Raw genomic sequence first — 24,615 nt, forward strand, 5'->3', positions numbered from 1 at the left:
TCATTCATAAATAATAGATAAAATTAAAGGTGTAGCACTGCTTTCTTTCTCTTTTTTATTGAGATCTGCACCTTTTTCTATTAGCAGCTTTGCTATTTCATCTTGCTTATAAATGATAGATAACATCAAAGGTGTAGCACCATCAATAATATCTAAATTTATATTGACTTTTTTATTATTTAAAAAATCTAAAACTTCTTCTTTATTACCATTCGCTATATATGATACAAATTCTTTTTTATCTTTACTAAGTTCTGGATACAGTGCATTGAAGCTAAATAAAGTATACAATATTGCCATCAATACAATTTTTTTCATATAAACCTCTTTTTAAATTATATACAAAATATACTAATTACATTGTTTTGTCAATTATATACTTCATTATGGTATGTAATTTTACAATGATCACATTTAATTATTTAGGCTATTTTAATAGTAGTAATATTTGTATATTTAACTTTTTAATGATTTACAAATAAAAAATCTCTATCAGCTTTAGCTCATAGAGATTTTAAAACTATATATTTTTTATTATTTAGCACCTTTGGTTATAAGTAACTGCTCTATTTTAGCATTATTTTTCTCTTTCGCATAATCTAATGCTGTTTTTCTGCTTTTATCTTTAGCATTTATGTCAGCTCCGGATTCTATCAATAACTTAGCTATTTCAGAATTATCATTAAAAATAAACCACATTAAAGGTGTAGCATTTTCTAATTTTATATTTTTTCCAGCATGTTGAAAAGAGAATTTAATATTAATGTCTGCACCAGCATTTACTAATGATTGAGCTACTTCTTTATTTTCATTAAGTATTAAAGGAGTAACGTTTTTCATATATACCACATTTTCATTTAATGATACTTTTGTATTTACATCAGCTTTTTTTTCTATAAGTATTTTTGATATTTCTATTCTATTATACATTATAGAATATATTAAAGCTGTGAATCCTGACTTGTCTTTGATATTAAGATCTGCACCTTTTCCTATAAGCATTTTTGCAATTTCATCTTGCTTAAAAATAATGGAAAATATTAATGGTGTAGCACTATTTTCTATCCTGGCATTTATATTAATTTTCTTATTATCTATAAAATTTGAAACTTCTTCAATATCACCGGATGCTATATACGATAAAAACAGTGATTCATCTTCAGAGTTTGCTGGATACAATGCATTAAAACTAAATAAAGTATACAATATTGCCATCAATACAATTTTTTTCATATAAACCTCTTTTTAAAAATATTGGAAAAATATATATTGTTATATTATTTTGTCAATATGATTATTTGAAATTGAATAATTTTAATATTTTAAAACAATAAAAAAGCTGACAACTTATTGTTATCAGCTTTTAAATAATTTTATTATTAATAATAAAAATTATGATTTCTTTCTCTTTAAATCGATTTGTCTTTGAATCTCTTTTAAGTTCTTAACATATATGGTATTAGTTCTTATATCAATTTTACCTGTTTTTACCAATGTGTTTAAAACTTTCTGTACATCAACTACTTTTACACCGCACCAATTCGCTATATCATTTATAGTAGCATTTAATTCCTGAGGTTCATAATAATGATCTCTAGGTATGTTTTGAAGTTCTGCTAAAAGTAAAAGACAATCATAAACTCTCAAATCAGTTTCATTTAATTGAAGTATTAAAAGTCTTCTTTTAGCATCGAATATTCTCTTAGCGAATGTTTTTGAAAGTTTTAATGCCATTATAGTATTATTAGCCAATATGCTTTGGAAGTTTTCTTTTCTCAACTCTAAAAGTACTGTTGGTTCATTAGCTATAGCTGATGCACTTCTTGTAGTATCTTCTAATATAGCCATTTCACCAAAGAATTCTCCTGCATAAACTATGTCTAATAATTTTTCAACATCTTTTATAACTTTGGTAATTTTTACAGAACCGCTTTGAACTAAATAGAATTTATCACCTTTTTCATATTCAAGAAATATGACATCATCAGTATTATATTTTTTAGTATGAGAACTTAAATTATTGTCCATATTTGTTCCTTAATTTCTTTTTATATAAGATTATAGTCTTGAAATACTAGCATTTGCTTCTTTTGAAAAATTATCCATAGGAGGCATTGAAATAACTTTCTGATAATAAGCTTTTGCTTTCGTTTTATTTCCGCTTGCTTCGCAGCTTTTAGCCAAAAATAGTATAGCCTCTTTAACATTTGAAGATTTAGGATATTTTTTTATCGCTGATAATAATACAGTAGAAGCATTGTCGTATTTATTTATATTATAATAGCATTTACCCATATAAAATATTGAATTTTCAGCAACAGCAGTATCCGAACTTTTAATTAAATTATTGAATGCCTTTAATGAATTAACATAATCATTATTGTTATATAATTCAACAGCTTTATTATATGCAGGATCATTAATTGTAGCTTTAGTCTGAGCTTTAGCATTTGAAACAGGTGCATTTGAAACAGGAGGTGCTATATCACTATCATCTGTAATATCTAATTCATCTTTACATTCTTCGATTTTTTCTTTTACAGTATTATAAAATGCTGAATCTTCATCTGCATATTGTATATATCTTTTATATGCATAAAGAGCATTTCTGTATTTTTTATTTTTGAAATAGAACTCACCTATTCCATATAATCCTTCTAAAGGATCCTGTCCCTCTTCACTTATATCATTTTCAACAAGTTCTCTTACTCTTTTATTGATTCTTCTAAGCTGATTTGAAAATACCTTTAACATTTTTATAATGATTGGTTTATTTTTTTCAACCAAACTTTCAAATTCTTCATAAGTAATGATAATAACAACACAGTCTGTTAAGCACTGAACAGTATCTTCCTGCGGATATGTACCAAGTATACTTTTTACCCCAAAAAACTCGCCTATATTAATAAGTTCCCTAGTTTCATAACCTGTTTCTTCTGATAAAAATATACTTTGAGCCTGACCTTGTTTCAAAATATAAACTCTGTCTGAGGTATCGCCTGTAAAATATACTATAGAACCTGCTTTATATACTCTTGTTTGCATTAACTTTTTTCCTCAACTAATAATTTAATTATATCTAAAGTTTTTTAGAATAAAAAAAGATTATTTTATTATTTTATTCTATCACTTATAATACTTTTTTCAAGTTATTTTTTTTATTTTCTTAGCTTATTTGTCATATCTACTGTTTCAATATCTATGTCTTTTGATCTAATATTTAGATCATCTATTATAATTTTTATTTCTTCATCAGGCATATTCTGCCCAAATTTAGCTTTTGCCGTAATATTTTTAACTTTTATAACTCCTATAAGCATATTATTTTGAGCATAATCAAACATTTTATTATCTATAGATAAATTATCATTATTAGGCTCATATTTTTTTACTATTTCATATAAAATTTCTTTTCTTCTTGATATATCATCTATAGTTTCAAATTTGCCTTCTATAAAAACTGAAAAGAAAAACTGTGTAGGTATCATTTTTCCATTCAAAAATTCGGAAGGTATATAAGAATATGGTTTAGAAGCAGTAAAAGATACTTCAGGATTATTTTTTAAAATTTCATATTTCCTTCCGGCCATAGCTCCATGAAAATATATTTCATTATTTTTATAGCAAAAACTTATAGGTACAGCATAAGGTATATTGTCAGGAAGAGCCATAACTCCGAATTCTATACTATTAAGCATGCTATATATCTCTTCTTTATCTTCAAATATAAAATCTTTTCTTCTCATATACAAATTACCAAAGCATAACCTTTTATAATATAAATTATAATTGTAGACTAAATTAATAATTTTTATTATAATATATATAACGGTTTATTATGTTTTTTCTTTATAATTTAATTAATATAATTACAATTGGAGTTCATTTACTATGAAAATAGCTGTTTCACAATTAGAGATAATACCATCCATGCCTTGCGATAATACAGTAAGAATCATAAGTTTTATAAGTAAAGCCAAAAAAGAGAATGCTGATATAGTAATATTTCCAGAATTATGCATTTCAGGATATATGATTGGAGATATGTTTGAAAGCGAGGGATTTATAAGAGAATGCGAAGAACTTGGTGAAGAGATAATAAAATCTTCAAATGGAATATATGTTATTTTTGGAAATGTTGCTTCTGATAGGAAAAAAAAGAATTTTGATGGAAGAATAAGAAAATATAATGCTATGTTTGTAGCTAAAGACGGTAAATTAATACATAATAATACCACTGAATACCCTTTTATAATAAAGTCATTACTGCCTAATTATAAAGAATTTGAGGATCCTAGACACTTTTTCAGTTTAAAAGACTTGGCTTTTGAGAATAATACTGATATAAAAAATTATTTAAAGCCATTAGAAATAGAATGCAATGGTGAAAAAATTAAATTAGGTTTAACTATATGTGAAGATGCTTGGAGCAAAAACTATTTATTTTCTCCAATGGATATTATTAATACTAATAAAGATGTAGATTTATTTATCAATATATCAAGCTCTCCTTATACTTTGGTTAAAGATGCTAAAAGACATAGCATGTATGGAGAAATTGCAAGTAAACATAATACTCCTCTTGTATATACTAATAATGTAGGAATACAAAATAATGGAAAAACAGTATATACATTTGACGGAGGAAGCTCTGTTTATGATAATAATGGTAATTTACTATTAACAGGAAAAAGATATGAAGAAGATTTGTATTTCATTGATATAGATGTGAAAAATAAATCATTTGGAAAAACTATAGAGATAAAAGAAGAAAATGAATATAAATTAATATATGATACTGTTATTTATGGAATAAGGAAATTTATGAAGTCCATAGGAATTAATAAGGTTGTTATAGGAGTATCTGGGGGTATTGATTCTGCATTATCATCTGCAATGTATGTAAATGCAATTGGAAAAGATAATGTATTACTTGTTAATATGCCTAGTAAATTTAATTCTAATACAACTAAAAACCTTGCTAAGACTTTATCTGATAATTTAGGTTGTGCTTATATGGTTGTTCCTATACAAGAGTCTGTAGATTATACTGTAAAACAATTAGAGACCTCCCCTATTATAAAAGAAGGTAAAGAAGATCATCTAAAATTATCATCTTTTGTTATAGAGAATATACAGGCAAGAGACAGATCTTCGAGAGTATTATCTGCTATAGCAGCTAGTTTTGGAGGCGTATTTACATGCAATGCTAATAAAACAGAGACTATGGTTGGATATTCAACTATGTATGGAGATGGTGCTGGATTTTTTGCTTGCTTAGCTGATTTATGGAAATATCAAATATACGGATTAGCTAATTATGTTAATAAAGAAGTATTTAAAAAGGAAATTATCCCTGAAGGTACTATAAATATTGTTCCAAGTGCTGAACTTTCAACTGCTCAGGCTGTAGATGAAGGTAAAGGAGATCCTATAAAATATGATTATCATGATTATTTATTTAAATTTTTAATGGAATCTTGGAACAGAGCAATATTAGAAGATATACTAGAATTTTATATAGAAGGAAATTTGGAAGAAAAAATAGGATGCCAAAAAGGAATATTAAAAAAATATTTCAAAAGCGGTGCCGAATTTGTAGACGATTTAGAAAGATGGTGGAAGCAATACATGGGAATGGGTATATCTAAAAGGATACAAGCTCCTCCGATACTTGCTGTAAGCAGAAGAAGTTTCGGATTTGGAAATAGAGAATCTCAAAACAGGATATATTATACAGCAAAATATCTGTCCTTAAAAAACAAAATTTTTGAAATTAATTAAAAAAACTTTAATTAAATATATTTTTACTGTAAAATTATTGTGTAATAAAAATTTTACTTGCAAAAAGCAATAATAAATGTTATATTTATATCGTAATATATAATTTTTTAGAATGTTGGGAAATTATAAAAAGTGGCTACAACTATTATAGACAATAACATAAGGCAGGACATCCTCGACTATTCTGCAATATTAGAAACAACTGTAAAAGATATTCATTCCTTCCTTGAAGAAGTTGGAAGAGTATATAGCTTTATAGGTGAAAAGTTTCCTATGATTGAACAGGAAATGAAAAATGAAAAATGAAAACGAAAAAGCTAATAAGCTGCTTTCATATTTTACCAACAAAGAAAAAGGCGAAAAAAACTTTTCAAATGATTTAGATGAAAACCAGGAAGACTTTTTTAGATCATTTGACAGAATGCAAAGCTTTATATCACAGGATAATGAACTTTCCGACTCATTAGTTGAAGACGTTGGCAGAACAAGTAATATTATGGATTCCATAGAACAAATTAGGATGCTTGCTGACCAGATTAAAGTTTATTCATTAAATGCTATCATCATATCTTCTAAATATGGTGCAGGCGGTAAAGCTTTTGGAGAAATATCCAAAAACATAATAAAAATGTCTGAAACATCAAATGAACAAGCAGATCAAATGAACAGAATCGGTAAGGAATTATTTGTAAGGTTTGAATCATTTAAAACTGAAATATTGAAAACAAATGAATTGCAAAGACAAAATTTTACCATTATGAGAGAGCAGCTCGATAAAGAGCATAATAATATGGTTAATTCCTTTGCAGTATTTTCTAATATAATATCAGATATAATATCAAGAGTTGATAACACTTATGATTTTATATTTGAAGTAATGATGGTGCTTCCTCGTGAAGATATAGTAAGACAGCAGACAGAACACATAATAGAATCTATGAATTCTATAGTTTATGAAAATAGAAATTTCATTGAGTATTATGGAAAAGAAGTAGAAACTATGGATGCTGCCGATCTTGAAAAAGAAGAAAATCAAACATTGGAGCATAAACTCCTAGATTTGCTTACTTTTGACGATGTAGTTTTAACTTTAATTATAGAAAACTTTAAATCTATACATGAGGAAATCGATCTTACTAACTCAGATATTTATAAAAGCCTAAAAGGTTTAAAAGATGCTTTAACAGATATTACATTAGATAGAACTACTATAGTGGAATATATGATTGGAGGCGAAAGCGGAAAATCAGAATTCCCATTCACAGTTTCAGAATCATTATTTAATGAATATATGGGTTTTATAAAACTCTATTTAGAAAACTTTAAATTATTTCTGACCAATAAATATAGAATATCTGATAGTAATATAGCCATAATAGACTCAATAGAAGAATTGGAAAGTATGTTCTTAGAAACAAAAAACATTGCCAAAACTTTTAACTCTATTAACTTTTTAGCTAAAATAGAACTTGAAAAGAATAGTAATATATTTAATAATTCTCAAACTTTCTCTATAGAAAGTGTGGAATCAATAGCTACTAACATTACAGATACAGTAGACGGATGTTTAGAGCAATTCCATAATATTAAATCTGCTATTTTTAGTTCTATTAATAAGTTTAAATCCAATATTAATCAGCAGTCAAGCGAACATTCTTTTATAGAATCTATGACAGACAGCGTAAGTAAACGTTTGGATGAATCTAAATATATTATTAATAATAACATAAAAAGATTAGATAGTTATGCTGATGAATTATTTGGACTTATAGATAAAACGCTAATAGATTTAAGCTCTTTAAGTACATTGCTTACAAAAATTAATGAAATAATAGAAATTTTTAATAGTATGAGAAATGTTATAAGAGATAAAAAGAATGAATATTACAATTTGTTGGGTATAGAAAATTGGAAAATAGAAAGTGATAAATATTTGGATATAGTTAATTCTTATACAATCAAAAAAGAAAGAGCTATTGCTAATAGTATTTTATCTGGAGAAGATGCGCCAAATGTCGATATAAGTATAGATGTAGGTGCTGATAGCGGTGACTTTACTATGTTTTAATAAAAGTAATGGAGGTATTTATTTATGTCAGTTATAGAGATAAATGATAATCTTAATATAAGAACTATGAGTAAATATTTTAAGAATGTCATAAAAAGTGCTAATTATAACGAAGATATGACTGTAAAGTTTAATTGTGAGGGTGAGGCTCATGTGGATTTAGCAGGACTTCAAATACTATATGCTATGAAAAAAGAGCTTGCTAAAAATCAAAAAAACCTTATAGTAGAAGGTATGGATAATTTATTTGTAGAATATTTAAATATAATTAATGATAAAAATAATTAATGATTAAGAGGTTAAATCTATGGCTAAAACAATACTAATTGTAGACGATTCTAATACAGCTAGAGCATCTGTTGAATATACTTTGAAGAAAGGCAGCTATACTGTGGTGTCTGCAGATGATGGTACTACAGGATTGGAGGTTCTTGGTAAAACACCAAATGTTGATATGATAATAACAGACCTCAATATGCCAAAAATGGACGGTATAGAATTTATTAAGCATGTGAGAAAGGTAGATCAGCATAAATATACCCCTATTCTAATGCTTACAACAGAATCTCAAGATGAGAAAAAAATGGAGGGTAAAGCTGCAGGTGCTAGTGGTTGGCTAGTAAAGCCATTTAACCCAACTCAGCTTTTAGATGTAGTAAAACGTTTTTTAAATTGATTTCTAACCATCTTATTATATAATAAGGATTTTACAAAGGTAGAGGTGCTATATGTTTGATAGTGATGAATTTATTTCGATATTCTTAAGTGAAGCCAATGAAATTGTAGAAGGTCTTGAAAACGATCTTGTTTTGTTGGAAGATAATAAAAGTGATGAAGATCTTTTGAATAAAATATTTAGAAGTGCTCACACTCTTAAATCTTCAGCAGGTACAGTTGGTTTTACAATTATGAGTGAGTTAAACCACGTCGCTGAAAACTTGCTAGAAAAAGTTAGAAGCGGTAAATTGGATGTTACTCCTCAAATGATTACAGTATTACTAGAATTCTTGGATACTGTAAAATTAATGCTGCAAAATATTGTAGATGGTAAAAGTGAAACTGAAGGTGTTACCAATATAGATTCACTAAAAGCTAAAATAAAAGCTATAGCTGATGGTAATGATGTAAGCACAGCTGCAGCTACACCAAAAGCATCTCCTGAACCTAAAAAAGAAGAACCTGCAAAAGAAGAAGCTAAAACTGAAGAAAAAAAAGAAGATACAAAAACTGAATTACCTGCTTCTTCAGGCGGTGAAAATTCATTCCATATCGAAATGGGATTTAAAGCTACTATTTTTGATAATGGTATAGACCCTCTAATGTTCTTAAATGACCTTAGAGCTATAGGTACTATAAGCAACTTAAGAATAGAATGTAATAGCTTACCTACTATCTTAAATCTTGAAGATCCTTATGTTTGTTATACTCAATTCTCTTTGGATTTTGAAACTAATGCTCCTGAAGAACAAGTTCAGAACATTTTCTTATTTGTAATAGATGATAATGATATTAATATTATAAATACAAAAGCTGATATAAAAGATGATGAGGAAGCAAATAAACCAGCAGAATCTAAAAAAGAAGAACCAGCAAAAGAAGAGGCTAAAGAAAATACAGCTGCCAAAACAGAAGAAAAACCGGCTGAAACATCTGCAGCTGCTAGTAAACCTGCAGCCGCTCCTAAAGCAGGTACAAAAGTTCAGGCTCCTTCAACAGTAAGGGTTGATACAAGAAAATTAGATAGCTTAATGAACTTAATCGGAGAGCTTGTTATAGCTCAATCAAGAATAATGCAGCTTACTCAAAGTTTGGATATAGATAATGGATTAAAAGAGGCTGTAAGTTCAATGGATAGAACTTCCAGACAAATACAAGAAGAAGTTATGAACATCCGAATGATGCCTATTGGTCCTATATTCACTCAGTTCCACAGATATGTTAGGGACTTGAACTTAGAATTAAATAAAGAAGTAAAATTAGTTCTTAAAGGTGAAACTACAGAGATAGATAAAAATATGTTAGAGCAGTTATCTGACCCTCTTAAACACATTATAAGAAACTCTATGGACCACGGTATAGAAAAAACAAAAGAAGAAAGAATAGCCAGAGGTAAACCTGAATATGGTACAATAACAATGTCTGCTGCTCACCAAGAAGGACATGTTGTTATAGAAGTATCAGATGATGGTAATGGATTAAATAAAGAAAAAATCTTTAATAAAGCTGTTGAAAAAGGACTTCTTTCAAGAGACGGTAAATATTCTGATATAGAAATATACAGAACTATTTTCTCTCCTGGACTTTCAACTGCTGAAAAAATAACAGACATATCAGGAAGAGGTGTTGGTATGGATGTTGTTAGAGCTAATGTTGAAAAAATGAAAGGTAAAATAGAAATTAAATCTACTGAGGGACAAGGCAGTACATTTATAATTAAACTTCCTTTAACATTGGCTATTATTGAAGGTATTACTTTTGCTTTAGGTAAGCAAATATATATTATGCCTTTGATTTCTATTATAGAACAAATAAAAGTAAAAAATGAACAGGTAAAACCTTTTGAAGGCAAAGGTGAAATGATAAAAATAAGAGATGAATATTTGCCTTTAATTAGATTGCATAAAGTATTTGAAATAGATACACAAGTTGATAATATAGATGATGGTATAGTTGTTGTTGTTGAAGCTGGATATAGAAAATGTGCTATATTTGTTGATGAGCTTTTGGATCAGCAGCAAGTAGTTATTAAATCTTTAGATTCAGCATTCAGTAAACATGCAGGAATAGCCGGAGGTACTATACTTGGAGACGGAAGAATAGCCCTTATTATAGATATACAAGGACTAGTAAATATGTCTTTACAAGGAAAAATAAATAACGGCGTAAAATAAAGGATTTTAATATGTTAGATAATCAAAAAATTAATGCAGCTAATATACCTCAGGTTGGAGGTACATCTTTAGAACATGATGAAAACATTTCTATTGAACCTAGTCAGCAATTTTTAGTGTTTAAAATTGACAATGAGGAGTATGCTCTTGATGTATTAAGCATTGAAGGTATTGTAGGTGTAACTAATATAACTCCTGTTCCTGGAAGTCCTAAATTTATGAGAGGACTTATGAATTTAAGAGGTAATATTCTTCATATAGTTGATATAAGAATAAGATTTGGCTTGGATAGAAGAGATGATCATTCTATTGAAGACGATGTTATTATAGTTATATCTACTACTAATAGAAAATTTGGTATATTGGCAGATATGGTAAGTGATGTTATTACAGTTTATGAAAGCCAGATGACAGAAACTCCTATTGATAATATGAGAGGACTTCAAATTTCTAATGTTATTAGATTAGAAAATAAGATTATTATGGTTCTTCCTATAGAAGAAATAATAAAATCTAATGAACCAACAAATCAAACAGTATAATATCATTGAGGTATAAAAATGGAAGATATGAATGAGCATATGCCGGCTCTGAGTGATGCTGAGTTTAATGAATTAGTTAAAATTATTTATGACAAAACTAGAATACAAATGACTAGTCATAAAAGAGCTTTAGTAACTTCTAGATTAAGTAAGAGACTAAGAGCTTTAAAAATGGATTCTTTCAGAGAGTATATAGATTTTGTCAAAAATGCTAAAGATGAAGAATTAACTAATTTTGTTAATGCCGTTACTACAAATAAAACTGACTTTTTTAGAGAAAATAAACATTTCGAGTATATGAAAAGTACATTTCTTCCAGATTGGGAAAAGAATTTTAAAGCTGGTAAAGTAAAAAATCTTAGAATATGGTCAGCAGCATGCTCAACAGGAGAAGAGCCCTACACTATACAAATGACTTTGCATGAATATTTTGGTGCTAATTATGATAAATATGATATAAAAGTTTTAGCTAGTGATATAGATACCAATGTATTAGCACATGGAAGAGCAGGCATCTATAAAGAAGAAGCTGTTGAACCTATACAAGATAATATACTTAGAAAATATTTTTTAAAAGGCACAGGTGATAAAGAAGGATTATTTAGAGTTAAAGATATATTAAAAAAGAATTTATTTTTTAGACAGTTAAATTTTAAAGATGAAGATTTTGATATTCATACTCAATTCGATTTAATATTTTGCAGGAATGTTATTATTTATTTTGATAAAGAATTCCAAAAGGAATTATTTAATAAATTTCATAAATATTTGAAAGAAGACAGTTTAGTATTTATAGGACACTCAGAAACATTATTTGGTGTGTCTGATAAATTTAAATATGTAGCAAGCAATATTTATAAAAAGATTTAACTAGGGGTGTGTAATAATGATTGATTTTCCAGCAGCAGCCAATAGCAATTTTAAAAGAATCACAATATATATAGGTGGTTATTATGCTTCAAAAGAACCTGCTGTAATAAAAACAGTTCTAGGCAGTTGTATATCAGTATGCCTGTTTGAGAATAAATTAAAATTTGGAGGTATGAATCACTTTATGCTTCCTGAAATGAGAGAATGGGAAAATCCTGCTGAAGATTATAATAATACTAGATATGGTGTTTTTGCTATGGAGGTTCTTATAAACGAAATCATTAAATTAGGGGGAAAAAAGGAAAACCTTACAGCTAAAATATTTGGAGGCGGGCATGTACTTTCAGGTATGACTAGTAATATTCTTCAGGTACCTGATAAAAATATACAGTTCGCTAAGAAATTTTTGGCAGATGAAAAAATACCTATAGTAAGTGAAGATATAGGCGGTTCTTGGCCTAGAAAAGTATTTTTCTTTAATACTGAGAATAGAGTTCTTATGAAAAAATTAGAAGGTAAAACTAAAGAATTCTCAGCTGAACAAGAAATTAAATATTCTAAAAATTTACAGCATAAACTTGAAGAAAAATCAGACATTACATTGTTTTAATATATTAATAATTAAGGATTTTTTATGGCTACAAAAATTAAAGTATTAGCTATTGACGATAGCGCATTAATAAGACAATTACTTACTAAAATTGTAAATTCAGATCCTGCTTTGGAAATGGTGGGAACTGCTGCAAATCCAATTTTAGCTGAAAATAAGGTCAAAAATCTTAAGCCTGACATTATTACTTTAGATATTGAAATGCCGGAAATGGATGGTATTACATATCTTAAAAAGCTTATGCTTAATAATCCTATTCCTGTAATAATGTTTAGCTCGCTTTTAGATAAACATAGAGAATTAGCTTTAGATGCTTTAAATATTGGAGCTTTTGATTATGTAATAAAACCTTCCGCAAACGTTAGAGATGGTGTAGAAGAATTAGCTACAGACTTAGTTGAAAAAATAAAGAATGCTTATGCAAACAGAGCTAAGTTTTATAGAAAACATGGTGTTAATGTTCCAACAGAACCTGCTGCTGCAGCTACAGAAAGAAGTTCTATTAGTTTAGAAGCACCAAAAACCGCTGGTTTTAAAGTTTATCAAAAAAATACTGCCGATATTATACTTCCTCTTACACCTTCAAGAGAAACTCCTATGGATAAAATAATTCTTATAGGTTCATCAACAGGCGGTACAGAGGCTTTAATAGAATGTCTTAAAAATGTTACCCCTTCTGCTCCTCCTATAGTTATTGCTCAGCACATGCCTGAACACTTTACTACTTCATTTGCTAAAAGATTAAATAGTATTCTTAAAATCGATGTATTTGAATCTGAAGATGGTATGAGTATAGGAAGAGGACAAGCTGTACTAGCAAGAGGTGCTAAACATACTATGATTAAAGTTAGAGGCGGTAAGTATTATATAGAAGTAAGAGACGGAGAACCTGTTACAAGACATAAACCTTCTGTAGATGTACTTTTCAGAAGCGGTGCTGTATATGCTAAAAACAAAGCTATAGGTATAATACTTACAGGTATGGGTGATGATGGTGCTAATGGTATGAAAGAAATGAAAGATGCCGGTGCTTACAATATAGCTCAGAACGAAGAAACTTGTACTGTTTTTGGAATGCCTAGAGAAGCAATTGCAAGAGGCGGTGTTGATGAAGTTTTACCATTAGATAAAATACTTGCTGCTGCTCTAAAAAGAGTATAAATAAAAATGAACACAAATATAGATTTATATGAATATATAAATAAATGGGTAAGCGGTTCTACAGCTTACCCATATTATAAAATAGAAAAAAAAATTGATTTTATATCCAAGTTAATATCATCTCATAAACAATTTAATAATATTTCTATTATTCCTACTGGTTCAAAAAGAAATAGGACTGATGTAACTTATATGGAATATCTTAATATATTTCTAATATTAGATAATAATGATGCATTAGATACTAGAAAATTTAAATCTTCTATCTTAGAATTAATAAAAAATAATGATTTATATTCAAATAAAGTTAATGTTACATCATCATCTTTAATTCTAGAATATGAAAATGAAAAAATAGTATTGATACCTTCATTTAAAAACTTGGATAATAATGTTGAAGGTGCTTTAGTAACTGACTCTAATGGGAAAAATGAAATATTTTATCCTAAATTAGACAATAAAAATTTTGATAAGAAAGAACATGATTGCGGATCTAATTTTATCAATTTGGTAAAATTATTTAAACATTTATTTTTAACTTTTTCTTCTGAAATTAAATATATTAATGAATTAACTCCTACTATAACAGAAGCTCTTATATGGAATTTACCAAATGAATACTTTAATTTTAAAGATTATGATGATGCTATATTAAAATCTATTGAATATATTTATCAAAGAATAGCTAGTGATGATTATATGTCGCTTTCTGAAATTAATGATATAAAAGTTTTATTTTCATCTAGAAATAATATTGATAGAAAAGAATTATTAAAAGCATTGTACAAATTAAAACAATTTATACATGAAAATATATAAAATTTTAATTTTTTTCTTATAACTTCTAATAGTAATATTGAATTAATTTAAACTAATGATATAATAATTGCGTTTAATTATAATTTTTTTTATAATAAATTTCTTAGGAGAAATATATAAAATGAAAAAAATACCAGAAATTTTTGGTAGTATGGTTTTTAATGACAATGTTATGAAGGATAAACTTCCTAAAGACATTTATAAAAAACTTATAAAGACCATAAAAAATGGAGAGCGTTTAAATTTAGAAGTTGCCAATGTTGTAGCTCATGCTATGAAAGAATGGGCTATAGAAAAAGGTGCTACTCATTTCACTCATTGGTTTCAGCCTATGACAGGAATAACAGCTGAGAAACATACAAGCTTTATTACTCAAACCGATGACGGATCCATTCGTATGGAGTTCACAGGTAAAGAATTAGTTCAGGGAGAACCTGATGCTTCTAGTTTTCCTTCAGGCGGACTAAGAGCTACTTTTGAAGCTAGAGGATATACTGCTTGGGATCCTACATCTTATGCATTTATAAAAGACGACACATTATGCATACCTAGTGCCTTTTGTTCATATAGCGGAGAATCTTTAGATAAGAAGACTCCCCTACTTCGCTCTATGGAAGTTATAGAAAAAGAAGCTAAAAGAATATTAAAGTTATTCGGACATAATGATGTTAATCGAGTATTCACTACAGTAGGTGCTGAACAAGAATATTTTTTAATAGACAGAGATTTGTATTTACAAAGACCTGATTTAAGATATTGTAAAAGAACATTATTCGGTGCTTGTCCTCCTAAAGGTCAGGAATTAGAAGATCATTATTTCGGTGCTATTAAACCTAGAGTACTTGCATTTATGAAGGAACTCGATAATGAGCTTTGGAAGCTTGGAATAGTTGCTAAAACTGAACATAATGAAGCTGCACCTGGACAATATGAATTAGCTCCTGAATTTACACTTACAAATATGGCAACAGATCAAAATCAGATTACTATGGAGCTTATGAAAGTAATAGCTGAAAAACATAATTTAGCTTGTATACTTCATGAAAAACCTTTCACAGGAGTAAATGGAAGCGGAAAACATAATAACTGGTCTATTGCTACAGATACAGGTATAAATCTATTAGATCCAGGAGACAATCCTTCTAAAAATAAAAGATTCTTATTATTCTTAATTGCTATAATAAAAGCTGTTGATGAATATCAGGATCTTTTAAGAATAACTACTGCAAGTGCTAGTAATGATCATAGACTTGGTGCTGCTGAAGCTCCTCCTGCTATCATATCTATATTTCTTGGAGATGAGCTTACAGAAATACTTGAATATATGGAAAGCTCTAAAAAATATAAAGGAAAAGAAAGAGTTGAAATGGAAATGGGTGTTAATTCATTAGCAAGACTCACTAAAGATACAACTGACAGAAACAGAACTTCTCCTTTAGCATTTACTGGAAATAAATTTGAATTTAGAATGGTTGGATCTAGTCTTTCAGTATCTGGTCCTAATATCATTTTGAATACTATAGTAGCTGAAGCATTATCACAGTTTGCTGATATTTTAGAAAAATCTTCAAATTTTGATAAAGATGTTGAAGAACTAATAAGAGAAACTTTTAGAAAACATAAAAGAATAATATATAATGGAAACAATTATTCTAATGATTGGGTTAAAGAAGCTGAAAAAAGAGGCTTGTTTAATTTAAAAACAACTCCTGAAGCATTACCTCATTTCATATCTAAAAAGAATATTGAAGTATTAACAAAACATAAAGTTTTAACAGAAGCAGAAATACATTCAAGATATGAAATAAGTATGGAAGAGTATATTAAAGAAATTAATATAGAAGCTCTAACATTAATAGATATGGTACATAAGCAAATACTTCCATACTCAATGGAATATGTAGGCGAGCTTGCAAATACAGCTGATAAAAAAAGAAATTTAAAATTAAAATTTGATGTTGAAAAAAAATTGATTAATAAACTCAATGATTTAATCAAAGATCTTGATTCTAAATTAGAAAAATTAGAAGGATACACTCTAGAATCTAAGAAAATTAATGATATAGCCAAATCAGCCAAATTCTCAAGAGATAAAATATTCGCTTGTTTAGAAGATATGAGAGTTACAATAGATGAATTAGAAAGAACTGTATCAAAAAAATATTGGAAACTCCCAACTTACGGCGATATGTTATATAGTTTATCATAAACTAATAAAGGGCATAGATTATATAATTTATGCCCTTTTATTTTTTACTTTATTCGTTCATAATAGATAATGAATTATTTAAATGATCTATAAATTCTTTATTAAAATTCTTAGGAGATATTATCTTAAAAGAACCAAGCCAAGGACTTAAAAATATTCTAAGCTCTGTAAAAGATGAGAAATCAAAATTAATAATTATAGAACCATCATCTAATATTTTTTTTATCTTTTGATTGAATCCATAATCTCTATTTTTAAAATAGTGTGCAACATCTGAATTGAAATGAACTGTTGTTCTAGTTAATTTATTATCACTCCAGTATATACTTCTTTTCTTCTCTATCAATTTAATTAATTTTTCTCTATTATTAATTCTGTATTTATGTTCTTTATCATATTCTTCTTTTTCTCTATTATTATTAAATTTTAATTTCTGAATTATTTCAATATCAGATATATTGCTAATAGAATATGTTTTTATCTTTTTATATTTATGATCATAAGCGACTAAATACCATATACCTTGAAAATAATAAATAAGATATGCTATAGCTTTAACTTTATAATTAATATTACCGCTTTGAATATAATAATTAAAACTAATATCATTTAAATCTTTAACACAATAAAGCAATTTTTCTATATTTTCACTATTGCCTGATATATTATTTATTTCATTATTTGAAATTATAATAACATCATAATATTCATGATCTACATTCTGCGGAAGTAATTTTGATATAGTTGAATGAGGTATGAGAGATAAATTTGAACTCACTTTTTTCATAAATACAGAAAATAATATATCTACATTTTTTTTAAGATCATCATTATCAAAATTTAGTCCTCTTCTTAATTTTTTTAAATCTTCTTTTTTTACTATATATCTGTCATTTTCTAAAATTAAATCTATTTGTAAATATCTTTGTATTTCTTCTATATCTCTCTGCACAGTTCTCAAAGACATATTATTATGATGCATAAGCTTATTTTTATCTACAAAGCCATCTAATAATAATGAAGTATATAATTGAAATAATCTCTCAAATTTTTTCTTATCAGGCATATAATATTCCTTTTAAAATACGCTATGTACAAATTCTTTAACAGCATTACCATTAATATTAAATTGTTCATTATTGATAGTAAAATATCCGTCTAATACACCTTTAGTAGTTTCCATATCTATCCTACTAAAGCTGCCAAAAGATTCATATAGATAATTTCCTGTAACTGTAAATACAAAACTAAAGCCTTCTTCTTTAGAATAATAATCTATAACGTCTTTATACTCATGAGATTCAAAATTCTTATATACATACCATTTATTATTAAATAAAAATTTAATCATCCTAGAATTTTGCGACTCAGGTTTAGAATCATAAATAAATACAGGAATAGGTTCAGTAGTATAAGAAGTATAAACTAAAGCTGATATTATATTATGTGTATATCTGGAAGGATTTTCTCCTACTGTGTTAATAGCTATAACTGAACTTGTATCTGTTATAGCATTTTCACTTCCAGGAACAATTAAATATCCGCTTGGAAGACCATAATAAAATGCTGTATATAATGCTTTATTATATTTCCAATTTACCATAGATGATGAAAAATTAGTGAATTTGAATGAAAACTTTGCATTAATCAAATTGCTTATAGAAGATTTTATATTTATTTTAGTATTATAAAAATTAGGAATTTCAATATCTAATTCACCAACATTTTTTCTAAATTGAGCCCTTACAAAATTATCATAAAAATCCAAAAAGTCTTTTTCATTTTCTTTTATAATAAAAGACTGAGAATCTCCATCAAGTATATTAAAGGCATAATAAGAAAAATATCTTTTCAATCCGTACTTATAAAGCTTCCAAAATATTATATGATTATCATGAAACAAATACAAATATAAATTTTCTACCATATTATCATTTATATGTATAGATTTTGGAATATTAGTAAAATCCCCGGTATAATATACACCATTATTATTAGTAATAGTAAGCACATTACCATCGAGTACGGGAGTATCATTTCTCATATATGATTTTGAAGGCACTACTCTATAATTAACATGTATGAATATAACTACAAATAATAAAATAAATAAAGCCGCAGCTATAAAAACAATATATTTTCTTATATAGCTTGAAGAATATTCATAATAATTATCATTTGCTATAAGCCTCTTTTTTATACGCATAATTTTTCTTCTGTTGCATTATCTTTTATATTATCATTAATTTCTAAAGCCTTTTTAATATCGGCTTGAACTTCTTCTTCTGTTCTATTTTCTATAGATGTATCTAATAATTTACTTAAAGCGAATAATGCAACTTCTATCTCATCATCTTGCGGTCTTCTAGTAGTTATTTTCTGAAGAGCCAAACCAGGAAGTATTGCAAGTCTCATAAGAGGAAAATTATAAAATTTAAATCCTAATTTTAGTATTTCATAAGATATACCGGAAACTATAGGAAGTAAAATTATATTAATAGCTAAAACAGTTAAATTTCCTATTATTTTAGGCGGAGTATATGAAGCATATATATATGTATATACAAAATAGCTTGTAAACATATAAAGTAATATAGATACAGTTAATACTAAAAACATAAATGTAGTACCGCATCTAGGGTGTATAGTTGTATAATCTCTAATATTTCCAGTATCAGGATCAAGCCCATGCTCATAGGCATTAACAACCATATGTTCTGCTCCATGATACTCAAATACTCTTTTTATATCCTTAAAGAAAGATATTATAAGAAGATATAAAACAAATATTGATAGTTTTATACATCCTCTTACTAAATTAAATACTACAAAGTTACTTTTCTCATCTATACCTATAAGAGTAGTGATAAAATAAGGCAAAGCTATAAAAAGCCCTACAGCAAATGCTAAAGATACAAGCATGCTCAAAGTCATAGCTATACTATCACTTTTTTCTGATTTAGGCTTATTATCTTTTTTATTATTTTCTTCTTCAATACCAGCTGTATTTGCAGAAAATACCAAAGTCTTATAACCTAATTTCATCATATCTACAAAATTTACAATACCTCTGATAAAAGGCATTTTACTTAATTTATTTTTATTTTCAGGTATAGAAGCTTTTATAAAATCTATCTGTTTATCAGGTTTTCTAACAGCAACTACATAATGACTTCTATTTCTAAGCATTATACCTTCTATAACAGCCTGTCCACCTACTCCTTCCTTAATTCTATTTTCATCTAATTTTTTACTCAAATTATACACCTCATCTATTTTAAAGTTAAAGTAAGATATATAATATACTAAATATGATATTCTTTCAAGCATAAAAAAATATTGAATTTGTAAAAATAATTTATATATTATATAATATGAAACTCTTACTAATATTAATTATTAATTTTATTATACTAGCTTTTATTTCTTGTAAAAGTACAGATATGCAAATGAAAGAAGTAGTAGAATATCATAATAAAAAAACTGTAGAAGTAGAAAAACCAAAAGTAACTACTTTAAAAGATAGAGCAGGATACTATAAAAGTAAAAGTCCATATTTCACATTTGATGCAGATTTAAAAGAAAATGGATATGCTTATGTAGTATTAAAAGGCTGGATGGTTTATAGAGGCTATGTGAAAGTTGGGGATCCATCATCTGAAGCAACAAAGTTTAGACTAGATATTGATAATGTTACTTATGTACTGTTAGAGTTTAAAGATTTAAACAATGCTAAAGCTTCTATAGTATTAGAAAATGTAGTTCAGCAAGTACTCCCAATGACAAAGATACAGCAATAATAATATTAAAAAAATCCTTCACTTTTAGCATCTTTGCTCATAAGTTCTGTTAATGTATCTTGTATATTCGCATCATTAAAAAGTATATTGTATATTGCTTCAGTTATAGGCATATAAATATTGTTTTTCTGAGCATACTCATAAGCTGCAGTAGTAGCATATACTCCTTCGGCAACCTGACCATGATTTTCAGATATTACATCTTGATATTTTTTTCCCTTGGCAAGTTCTCTTCCTAATCTATTGTTTCTACTAAGTCCGCTTGAACATGTTACTATTAAATCGCCTATTCCAGAAAGTCCGTACATAGTATCTATTCTAGCACCTTTACTCAATGCAAATCTTACTATCTCATGCAAACCTCTTGTTATAAGAGCCGCTTTTGTATTATCGCCAAGTTTAAGCCCATCAACTATACCGCCGGCAATAGCTATTATATTTTTTAAAGCTCCGCCTATTTCAACACCTTTTTGATCTGTAGAGTTATATATTCTAAATTTAGGAGGTACTGTCAATGTATCTCTTACATATTCGGAAACACCTTTCTCACCTCCTACAACAACTGCAGTAGGTACTCCTTTTGCAGCCTCTTCTGCATGAGAAGGTCCTGAAAGAGTTAATATAGATAAATCACCTGATATTATGCTTCTTGCTACCTCACTCATAGTTTTTCCTGTTTTTCTATCAAGCCCCTTAGTTGCAGATACTAATATTTGATCATTACTTATATAAGGCTCTATATTTATACAAGCATCAGCAAAAGCAAATGACGGAGTTACTATTATAACTATTTCACTGTCATTTACAGCTTCTCCTACATCTGTTGTAAATTTTATACTCTTATTTAATTGTATATTTTCTAAATAATTATCATTTCTATATGAAGTGCTTAATAATTTGTAACTGCTCTCACTATGCACCCATACTTTAACATTATGCTTTTCTGAAAATATATTAGCAAGTGCAAGTCCCCATCCGCCGGCACCTATGATTCCAACATTTATCATAATATACCCCATAATCCATTTTTATAATATAGTATATATAAAAAATAACTATTATCAATATATAATTGTAAAAATATTATGTAAACTATTTATTTAAATGATTTTTCAAGTAAAATGCATATATTATTAAGTAAATCTTCTTTTTATTTATCTTATTATTATCCTTAACCCAGCAGAATATAACAGAAACTAAAGCACCTGAAAAAAATTGGGAAGTTATTTTTGTATTTTCAATATTATCTTCTTTCATAGTTTCACCTAAATAGTCTATAAATATTTTATGTAATGATGAAACAAATAAAATAGTATTATTATGATCTATTAATGATACATTGAAATATTGTTTATTATCATCAAAGTAATTAAGAACTTTTTCTAATATCTTTCTATAATTTTTTTTGAAATCGTATATTGAATTGTCTTTTTTTAATTCTTTTATGATATCTTGTTTTATATCTTCTATGATTGAATTTAATAATTCTTCTTTATTATTAAAATGATCATAAAATGTAACCCTATTTATCATAGCATTATCGCATATTTCTGTTACACTTATATCTTTTAATGAATTAGTTTTTAAAAGTTCAAGCAGAGATTCTTTTAATAATTTTTCTGTTTTTAATATTCTTAAATCTTTTCTTACATTTTTCATAAATAATAAAAATATATTTTATCTATTAATTTAATAATACAATAAAAATAAACTTTGTCAAAAGTATAAAAAATAACCTTGCATATAAATAATATATGCAAGGCTCTAATATGATAATAAAAATTTATATGAAGGACAAATGTCAAATTAATTGTTATATAATACTATAGACTCATAAGGTTTTAAATTTAAAGTATTATTAAGTTCTGCATCATCATAATTTGAAAGAATGCATTTTGAACTCTTTATATCAAAATCAATATTGCTTAAATCTATAGTGCACTCATTACCATAAAAATTATTTATTACTAAAAGTTTTTCATTGTTATATTCTCTTATAAAAGCAAATACATTTTTATCATCTTTTAATATAGGTATAGTTTTGCCTTCTGAAATAACTTTATAATCTTTTCTTAATTTTATTAATTTTTTATAATGATTAAATATAGAGTTTTCATCTTTAATATTATTGTCTGCATTAATCTCTTTATAATTATAAATAACTTCTATCCAAGGCTTAGCATTTGAAAATCCTGCATTCTCTTTGTCATTCCATTGCATAGGAGTTCTAGAATTATCTCTTGATCTACTTTGAAGTATTTTATATATTTCTTTTTCTTCTATACCATTATTTTTAAGTATATTAAAATAGTTTATTGATTCAACATCTTTATATTGATTGATATTATCAAAATAAGCATTAGTCATACCTATTTCTTCACCTTGATAAATATAAGGAGTACCTCTCAAACAATGCATAACTGTAGCTAGCATTTTAGCAGATTCTTTATGATATTTTTTGTCATCGCCGAATCTTGATACTATTCTAGGCTGATCATGATTGCACCAAAATAAAGCTGACCATGCATTATTATCCTGCATTCCTTCCTGCCAAGTAAATAAAAGATTTTTTAACTCTTGAAAATCAAAATCCATTAACTGCCATTTATCATTATTTTTATAATCAACTTTCAAATGATGAAAACTAAATACCATACTAAGTTCATTTTCTTTTTCACCTGAATATTTAATGCAGTTTTCTATACTTGTTGATGACATCTCACCTACAGTGATAGCATTATCATATTTTCCGAAAGTATTTTTATTTAACTCTTTTAAATATTTATGTATATTTATTCCGTCAGTATAGAGACGTCTTCCGTCACCTTTAAAATCATCTTCAAAAACTTTAGGCTTTGATATAAGGTTTATAACATCAAATCTGAATCCGTAAACTCCTTTTTTTATCCAGAAGTTAACTATATCAAAAAGTTCTTTTCTTACTTCTTCATTATCCCAATTCAAATCAGCTTGACTAACATCGAATAAATGCAAATAATATTCATCAAATTTTTCTACATATTGCCAAGCATTGCCTCCGAATTTAGATACCCAATTTGTAGGAGGTTCTTTTTTTCCGTTAACTACTCTGCCCTTTTTGAAAATATAATAGTTTTTATATTTTTCTTCTCCATTCATAGCCTTCTTAAACCATTCATGCTCTGTAGAAGTATGATTGAATACCATATCAAACATTATATCTATATTTCTTTTTTTAGCTTCTTTTATAAGTTCTTCAACATCTTCTATAGTTCCATAAGAAGGATCTATATTATAATAATCAGCAACATCGTATCCATTATCTTTTTGAGGAGAAACAAAGAAAGGAGTACTCCAAATAATATCTACTCCTAAATTTTGTAAATAGTCCAATTTTGATATTATTCCTTTTATATCTCCTAGTCCGTCATTATTACTGTCCATAAAAGATTTCGGATATATTTGATAAACAACTTTATTTTTAAAATTCATAATTCATTCCTGTTTTAATTAGATTTATAATAAATTCTTGAGTTATACCTAAACAATTACATTTTGTCACAAATAAATTTATATTTTTGTTTTTATATCTGGGGCTTTGCCCCAGACCCCAGTTCTTTTATTGGTATAAAAGAACCAAAAGAACTGCATTTTTATAGGTTATACCCTATATTTAATAAGCATGTTTTTAATATAAAGCTCTAGCAATTGCGTTTTTTGCTACTTTTTTGTGCGGCAAAAAAGTAGATAAAATTTATATAAAGTGCATCAGTTGACAAACTTAAAAATTTTGGGTATATACTAAGAATTTTAAGTTTATCAATTTTTTTATTGTTCTTTTTCCCGCCGCACGCCACAGGCGGACAGAGTCAAAGAACCTTA

General features: G+C 27.2%; 22 protein-coding genes and 1 pseudogene. 12 read left to right on the plus strand and 11 right to left on the minus strand.

All coding sequences use genetic code 11. From position 1 onward, the window contains the following. From BHYOB78_RS13915 to BHYOB78_RS06450, 5 genes are all read right to left on the minus strand, one after another. Nucleotides 1-318, minus strand: coding sequence for an ankyrin repeat domain-containing protein (locus BHYOB78_RS13915; protein ID WP_012670028.1), 318 nt, complete (start codon nt 316-318; stop codon nt 1-3). Between the two features lie 216 nt (nt 319-534). Continuing rightward, nucleotides 535-1,233 (minus strand): ankyrin repeat domain-containing protein, encoded by a 699-nt coding sequence (locus BHYOB78_RS06435; protein WP_012670029.1) that lies wholly within the window; start codon nt 1,231-1,233, stop codon nt 535-537. A 159-nt stretch (nt 1,234-1,392) separates the two neighbouring features. After that, nucleotides 1,393-2,028, minus strand: a complete 636-nt coding sequence (locus tag BHYOB78_RS06440) for a Crp/Fnr family transcriptional regulator (RefSeq protein ID WP_012670030.1) — start codon at nt 2,026-2,028, stop codon at nt 1,393-1,395. Between the two features lie 30 nt (nt 2,029-2,058). Further along, on the minus strand, nt 2,059-3,045 hold the full coding sequence (locus BHYOB78_RS06445) for a cyclic nucleotide-binding domain-containing protein (RefSeq protein ID WP_012670031.1): 987 nt from the start codon (nt 3,043-3,045) through the stop codon (nt 2,059-2,061). Between the two features lie 113 nt (nt 3,046-3,158). Beyond that, complete coding sequence (locus BHYOB78_RS06450; protein ID WP_020063564.1) at nt 3,159-3,746, minus strand: pyridoxamine 5'-phosphate oxidase family protein; 588 nt, start codon at nt 3,744-3,746, stop codon at nt 3,159-3,161. Between the two features lie 145 nt (nt 3,747-3,891). Between BHYOB78_RS06450 and nadE the strand changes: the two genes are divergently transcribed. From nadE to BHYOB78_RS06505, 11 genes and pseudogenes are all read left to right on the plus strand, one after another. Beyond that, nucleotides 3,892-5,784, plus strand: coding sequence for an NAD(+) synthase (gene nadE, locus BHYOB78_RS06455; protein ID WP_012670033.1), 1,893 nt, complete (start codon nt 3,892-3,894; stop codon nt 5,782-5,784). Nucleotides 5,785-5,916: 132 nt separating this feature from the next. Next, nucleotides 5,917-7,852, plus strand: a pseudogene (locus BHYOB78_RS06460) (chemotaxis protein). 24 nt (nt 7,853-7,876) lie between these two features. Further along, nucleotides 7,877-8,140, plus strand: coding sequence for a hypothetical protein (locus BHYOB78_RS06465; RefSeq protein ID WP_012670035.1), 264 nt, complete (start codon nt 7,877-7,879; stop codon nt 8,138-8,140). Nucleotides 8,141-8,159: 19 nt separating this feature from the next. Next, nucleotides 8,160-8,528: a response regulator gene (locus BHYOB78_RS06470; RefSeq protein WP_008725288.1), complete on the plus strand. Its 369-nt coding sequence runs from the start codon at nt 8,160-8,162 to the stop codon at nt 8,526-8,528. A gap of 52 nt (nt 8,529-8,580) precedes the next feature. Beyond that, complete coding sequence (locus BHYOB78_RS06475) at nt 8,581-10,743, plus strand: chemotaxis protein CheA (protein WP_020063565.1); 2,163 nt, start codon at nt 8,581-8,583, stop codon at nt 10,741-10,743. A gap of 11 nt (nt 10,744-10,754) precedes the next feature. Further along, nucleotides 10,755-11,285: a chemotaxis protein CheW gene (locus tag BHYOB78_RS06480; protein ID WP_012670037.1), complete on the plus strand. Its 531-nt coding sequence runs from the start codon at nt 10,755-10,757 to the stop codon at nt 11,283-11,285. Between the two features lie 18 nt (nt 11,286-11,303). Then, nucleotides 11,304-12,155 carry a CheR family methyltransferase gene (locus BHYOB78_RS06485; RefSeq protein WP_012670038.1) on the plus strand — a complete coding sequence of 284 codons (852 nt, stop codon included), beginning with the start codon at nt 11,304-11,306 and terminating at the stop codon, nt 12,153-12,155. 16 nt (nt 12,156-12,171) lie between these two features. Further along, nucleotides 12,172-12,765 carry a chemotaxis protein CheD gene (locus BHYOB78_RS06490; protein ID WP_012670039.1) on the plus strand — a complete coding sequence of 198 codons (594 nt, stop codon included), beginning with the start codon at nt 12,172-12,174 and terminating at the stop codon, nt 12,763-12,765. Nucleotides 12,766-12,789: 24 nt separating this feature from the next. After that, nucleotides 12,790-13,926, plus strand: coding sequence for a protein-glutamate methylesterase/protein-glutamine glutaminase (locus BHYOB78_RS06495; RefSeq protein WP_020063566.1), 1,137 nt, complete (start codon nt 12,790-12,792; stop codon nt 13,924-13,926). A gap of 6 nt (nt 13,927-13,932) precedes the next feature. Next, on the plus strand, nt 13,933-14,745 hold the full coding sequence (locus BHYOB78_RS06500) for a nucleotidyltransferase-like protein (RefSeq protein ID WP_012670041.1): 813 nt from the start codon (nt 13,933-13,935) through the stop codon (nt 14,743-14,745). Between the two features lie 121 nt (nt 14,746-14,866). Then, on the plus strand, nt 14,867-16,954 hold the full coding sequence (locus tag BHYOB78_RS06505) for a glutamine synthetase III family protein (protein ID WP_020063567.1): 2,088 nt from the start codon (nt 14,867-14,869) through the stop codon (nt 16,952-16,954). Between the two features lie 49 nt (nt 16,955-17,003). On the opposite strand, the gene BHYOB78_RS06510 is transcribed toward BHYOB78_RS06505, so the two are convergent. From BHYOB78_RS06510 to BHYOB78_RS06520, 3 genes are read right to left on the minus strand one after another with little or no spacing between them, the layout of a single operon-like run. After that, nucleotides 17,004-18,020 carry a helix-turn-helix transcriptional regulator gene (locus tag BHYOB78_RS06510; protein WP_012670043.1) on the minus strand — a complete coding sequence of 339 codons (1,017 nt, stop codon included), beginning with the start codon at nt 18,018-18,020 and terminating at the stop codon, nt 17,004-17,006. A 12-nt stretch (nt 18,021-18,032) separates the two neighbouring features. Continuing rightward, nucleotides 18,033-19,160 carry a hypothetical protein gene (locus BHYOB78_RS06515; RefSeq protein ID WP_012670044.1) on the minus strand — a complete coding sequence of 376 codons (1,128 nt, stop codon included), beginning with the start codon at nt 19,158-19,160 and terminating at the stop codon, nt 18,033-18,035. Next, nucleotides 19,151-20,212, minus strand: coding sequence for a DUF1385 domain-containing protein (locus BHYOB78_RS06520; protein WP_028331248.1), 1,062 nt, complete (start codon nt 20,210-20,212; stop codon nt 19,151-19,153). The genes BHYOB78_RS06515 and BHYOB78_RS06520 overlap by 10 nt, the downstream gene beginning before the upstream one ends. Before the next feature lie 116 nt (nt 20,213-20,328). Here BHYOB78_RS06520 and BHYOB78_RS06525 point away from each other — a divergent pair, with 116 nt between their 5' ends. Further along, complete coding sequence (locus BHYOB78_RS06525) at nt 20,329-20,754, plus strand: hypothetical protein (RefSeq protein WP_020063568.1); 426 nt, start codon at nt 20,329-20,331, stop codon at nt 20,752-20,754. Between the two features lie 5 nt (nt 20,755-20,759). On the opposite strand, the gene BHYOB78_RS06530 is transcribed toward BHYOB78_RS06525, so the two are convergent. From BHYOB78_RS06530 to treC, 3 genes are all read right to left on the minus strand, one after another. Further along, nucleotides 20,760-21,761 carry an NAD(P)H-dependent glycerol-3-phosphate dehydrogenase gene (locus tag BHYOB78_RS06530; RefSeq protein WP_028331249.1) on the minus strand — a complete coding sequence of 334 codons (1,002 nt, stop codon included), beginning with the start codon at nt 21,759-21,761 and terminating at the stop codon, nt 20,760-20,762. Nucleotides 21,762-21,846: 85 nt separating this feature from the next. Beyond that, nucleotides 21,847-22,413, minus strand: coding sequence for a TetR/AcrR family transcriptional regulator (locus BHYOB78_RS06535; protein ID WP_239650869.1), 567 nt, complete (start codon nt 22,411-22,413; stop codon nt 21,847-21,849). A 147-nt stretch (nt 22,414-22,560) separates the two neighbouring features. Continuing rightward, nucleotides 22,561-24,225 (minus strand): alpha,alpha-phosphotrehalase, encoded by a 1,665-nt coding sequence (gene treC / locus BHYOB78_RS06540; RefSeq protein WP_020063569.1) that lies wholly within the window; start codon nt 24,223-24,225, stop codon nt 22,561-22,563. Nucleotides 24,226-24,615 lie beyond the last annotated feature (390 nt).

Origin of the sequence: Brachyspira hyodysenteriae ATCC 27164 (assembly GCF_001676785.2) — a bacterium.
GTDB lineage: Bacteria > Spirochaetota > Brachyspiria > Brachyspirales > Brachyspiraceae > Brachyspira > Brachyspira hyodysenteriae.

Coding starts and splice junctions, on each gene's coding strand:
- BHYOB78_RS13915 (WP_012670028.1), bottom strand. CDS start 318: ATGAAAAAAATTGTATTGATGGCAATATTGTATACTTTATTTAGCTTC.
- BHYOB78_RS06435 (WP_012670029.1), bottom strand. CDS start 1,233: ATGAAAAAAATTGTATTGATGGCAATATTGTATACTTTATTTAGTTTT.
- BHYOB78_RS06440 (WP_012670030.1), bottom strand. CDS start 2,028: ATGGACAATAATTTAAGTTCTCATACTAAAAAATATAATACTGATGAT.
- BHYOB78_RS06445 (WP_012670031.1), bottom strand. CDS start 3,045: ATGCAAACAAGAGTATATAAAGCAGGTTCTATAGTATATTTTACAGGC.
- BHYOB78_RS06450 (WP_020063564.1), bottom strand. CDS start 3,746: ATGAGAAGAAAAGATTTTATATTTGAAGATAAAGAAGAGATATATAGC.
- nadE (WP_012670033.1), top strand. CDS start 3,892: ATGAAAATAGCTGTTTCACAATTAGAGATAATACCATCCATGCCTTGC.
- BHYOB78_RS06465 (WP_012670035.1), top strand. CDS start 7,877: ATGTCAGTTATAGAGATAAATGATAATCTTAATATAAGAACTATGAGT.
- BHYOB78_RS06470 (WP_008725288.1), top strand. CDS start 8,160: ATGGCTAAAACAATACTAATTGTAGACGATTCTAATACAGCTAGAGCA.
- BHYOB78_RS06475 (WP_020063565.1), top strand. CDS start 8,581: ATGTTTGATAGTGATGAATTTATTTCGATATTCTTAAGTGAAGCCAAT.
- BHYOB78_RS06480 (WP_012670037.1), top strand. CDS start 10,755: ATGTTAGATAATCAAAAAATTAATGCAGCTAATATACCTCAGGTTGGA.
- BHYOB78_RS06485 (WP_012670038.1), top strand. CDS start 11,304: ATGGAAGATATGAATGAGCATATGCCGGCTCTGAGTGATGCTGAGTTT.
- BHYOB78_RS06490 (WP_012670039.1), top strand. CDS start 12,172: ATGATTGATTTTCCAGCAGCAGCCAATAGCAATTTTAAAAGAATCACA.
- BHYOB78_RS06495 (WP_020063566.1), top strand. CDS start 12,790: ATGGCTACAAAAATTAAAGTATTAGCTATTGACGATAGCGCATTAATA.
- BHYOB78_RS06500 (WP_012670041.1), top strand. CDS start 13,933: ATGAACACAAATATAGATTTATATGAATATATAAATAAATGGGTAAGC.
- BHYOB78_RS06505 (WP_020063567.1), top strand. CDS start 14,867: ATGAAAAAAATACCAGAAATTTTTGGTAGTATGGTTTTTAATGACAAT.
- BHYOB78_RS06510 (WP_012670043.1), bottom strand. CDS start 18,020: ATGCCTGATAAGAAAAAATTTGAGAGATTATTTCAATTATATACTTCA.
- BHYOB78_RS06515 (WP_012670044.1), bottom strand. CDS start 19,160: ATGCGTATAAAAAAGAGGCTTATAGCAAATGATAATTATTATGAATAT.
- BHYOB78_RS06525 (WP_020063568.1), top strand. CDS start 20,329: ATGAAACTCTTACTAATATTAATTATTAATTTTATTATACTAGCTTTT.
- BHYOB78_RS06530 (WP_028331249.1), bottom strand. CDS start 21,761: ATGATAAATGTTGGAATCATAGGTGCCGGCGGATGGGGACTTGCACTT.
- BHYOB78_RS06535 (WP_239650869.1), bottom strand. CDS start 22,413: ATGAAAAATGTAAGAAAAGATTTAAGAATATTAAAAACAGAAAAATTA.
- treC (WP_020063569.1), bottom strand. CDS start 24,225: ATGAATTTTAAAAATAAAGTTGTTTATCAAATATATCCGAAATCTTTT.